The sequence below is a fragment of the Nocardia thailandica NBRC 100428 genome (assembly GCF_000308795.1).
Taxonomy (GTDB): domain Bacteria; phylum Actinomycetota; class Actinomycetes; order Mycobacteriales; family Mycobacteriaceae; genus Nocardia; species Nocardia thailandica.
On record NZ_BAGK01000133.1, the window covers coordinates 1 to 2686 of the forward strand.

Here is a 2686-nt window from a genome sequence, read left to right on the forward strand (position 1 = left end):
GCTCGACGCCGCCTCCGACCGCCTGGGTGCCGGTCAGCGGAAGGGTCGGTGGCACAACGGGTTCCGACAACGGGGTCACCCTCACCGTCACCCCGCACACCGGCTCGACGGTGATCCGCACCGCCGGTGGCCTGCTGCACCTCAACAATCGCCGTCTGGACGTGACGCCGAGCCGCCGGGGAGGAACACGATGACCGGATCCGTGCCGTCCGCCGCCGCGCGGCGCCCGGGATCGCCGCCGGCCGGGTCCGCGACCGCGGGCCGGGCAGGCCGATGAGGGCGCACGTGCGCCGCGTCGACGCGCTCGCCCTCGACAGCTACCAGCGGGCGGCGCGGGTGATGCTGGCCAACCACCTGGTGACCCGGACCTACCCGGACCGGATCGCGCTGCCGCTGATCCGGCGGTGGGCCACCGAGCTGCGCGAGGACCTGGCCGAGCTGTTCGGCTACCGCCTCGAGGTCACCGAGACGACGGCGCGGCTGTTCCCCGTGCACGACCGGCTCGACCCGGGACGGCCCGCGCGCAGCGTCAACGACCGGGTCTTCGACCGCAGGCGCTACGCCTATCTCGCGCTGGCGCTGGCCGCGCTCGGTCGGTCCGGCGACCAGATCACCCTCTCGGAGCTGGCCGACCAGGTCGCCGCGTACGCGGGCCCGATCGAGGGCCTCGACCTGGCCACCGAGCGCGCCGCGGACCGCGACGCCTTCGTCGACGCGATCGGCTGGCTGAGCACGCGCGGCGCGGTGCGCCTCGCCGACGGCGACGCGGCCGGGTGGGCGGGCGACCCCGAGGCGGGCGAGGCGCTCTACGACATCGACCGCGCGGTGGTCTTCGCGCTGTTCCGGCCGCCGCGGGCGCTGCAGCACCTGCACAGTGTGCGGGGGCTGCTGGCCGAGGAGCCCGCCGACACCGCCGACCTGGCCCGGCGGGTGCGCCGGGCTCTGGTGGAGCGCCCCGTGGTCTACCTGGCCGAGCTGGGTCCCGCCGAGCGGGACCTCCTCGCCGAGGACCGGCTGATCGCCGAGGTCGAGCACTGCACGGGGCTGCGCGCCGAGCGCCGCGCAGAGGGTGTCGCCCTCATCGACTCCTCGGGGCGACTGTCCGACACCCGCTTTCCGGGCACGGGCACCCTGGCCCAGGTCGCGCTGCTGCTGGTCGGGGAGATCGCCGACGTCGTGCTCGACATCGACCATCCGCTGCCGCGCGCGGCCGATCCCGGCGACCCCGACGCCGCGCTCGCGGACCTGCTCGACGCGGCGATCCCGGCGCCCGGGGTGTTCGCGCCGCTGGCCGACGACGCGGAGGACGCCGGGGACGCCGAGCCCGACGATCCGGGCGGGACCGCCACCCACCCCGTCGTCACCCGGGCCTGGATCGAGGAGACCGTGCGCGCCCTGGCAGACCGGTACGGCTCGACCTTCGCCGCGCAGTGGCAGGCCGACGTGCCCGGCCTGACCGCCGAGGTCCTCGCGCTGCTCACCCGCCTGCGCCTGATCCGCCCCGCCGGGGACACGGTGCTGGTGCTGCCCGCCCTGGCCCGGTACCGCGGCGCGATCGTCACGGTACGGGAGCGCCGGGCCGGGGAATTGTTCGTCACCGCCGCCGAGACCTACGGCGCGAAGACCGACGGAGGGAACCAGTAGATGTCGATCATCCACGACGGAGTCCGATTCGTTCCCACCCGCGCGGGCATCGTCAACCTCTGGGACTACCGCGATCAGGAGTTCTGCTTCGCCGACGGCCGCCTCGTGCTGCGCGGCCCCAACGGCTCGGGCAAGACCAAGGCACTCGAGGTGCTGTTCCCGTTCGTGCTCGACGGGCGGATCGAGCCGCGCAGGCTCAACCCGTTCGCGGGCGAGGAACGCACGATGAAGTCGAATCTGCTCTACCGCAAACAGGATTCGGCCCACTCCTACGTGTGGATGGAGTTCGCGCGCGGCAAGTGGGACGATCCCGAGACCGTCACGGTCGGCATCGGCATGCGCGCCACCCGCTCCTCGGACAAGGTCACCCGCTGGTACTTCGTCGCCGACGGCCGGGTGGGCGTCGACTTCTCCCTCATCGGCGCCGACGACCGCCCGCTGACCCGCAAGCAGCTCGCCGAACAGATCGGCGGGGACGCCATCGTCGATCGCCCGGTGGAGTACCGCGCCGCCATCGACGCGCGCATGTTCGGGCTCGGCGCGCAGCGCTACGACCAGCTGATCAACCTCATCCTCACGCTGCGCAGGCCGCAGCTGGCCAAGAACCTGGACCCGCGCGGGCTGTCGCAGGCGCTCACCGACGGCCTGCGCCCGCTCGACGAGCAGCTCGTCCTCGACGCCGCGCGGTCCTTCAGCGACATGGAGGAGGTCGGACGCACCCTCGAGGGCCTCGTGCAGGCCGACACCGCGACCCGGCGCTTCGTCGACGTCTACCGCCGCTACCTGGCCGTGCAGGCCAGGACCGACGTGGACCAGGTGAACGCGCGCCTCGACACCGTCACCGACACCGCCACCGCGCTGTTCGCCGCCACCGCGCTGCGCACGCGCCGCGAGACCGAGCGCGCCGAGGCCGAGGCCGCCGCCGAGGCCGCCGACACCGCCTACGAACAGGCCATCGCCGACCGGGAGAACCTGCAGCGCTCGAGCGCCTACGAGGGCAAACAGCAGCTCGAGGACCTCGCCGACGCCGTCCGGCGCCTCG

The 2686-nt window shown here is 73.9% G+C and carries 1 protein-coding gene and 2 pseudogenes; all 3 read left to right on the plus strand.

The genetic code is table 11. From position 1 onward, the window contains the following. Positions 1–194, plus strand: a pseudogene (locus tag ON36_RS35855) (TIGR02677 family protein); the annotation flags it as partial. Positions 195–273: 79 nt separating this feature from the next. After that, positions 274–1644, plus strand: coding sequence for a TIGR02678 family protein (locus tag ON36_RS14910; protein WP_043653005.1), 1371 nt, complete (start codon positions 274–276; stop codon positions 1642–1644). Further along, a pseudogene (locus tag ON36_RS14915) lies at positions 1645–2686 on the plus strand (endonuclease); the annotation flags it as partial.

What these genes read in the sequence shown, in the direction of transcription:
- ON36_RS14910 (WP_043653005.1), top strand. Translation starts at nt 274, where the DNA reads ATGAGGGCGCACGTGCGCCGCGTCGACGCGCTCGCCCTCGACAGCTAC.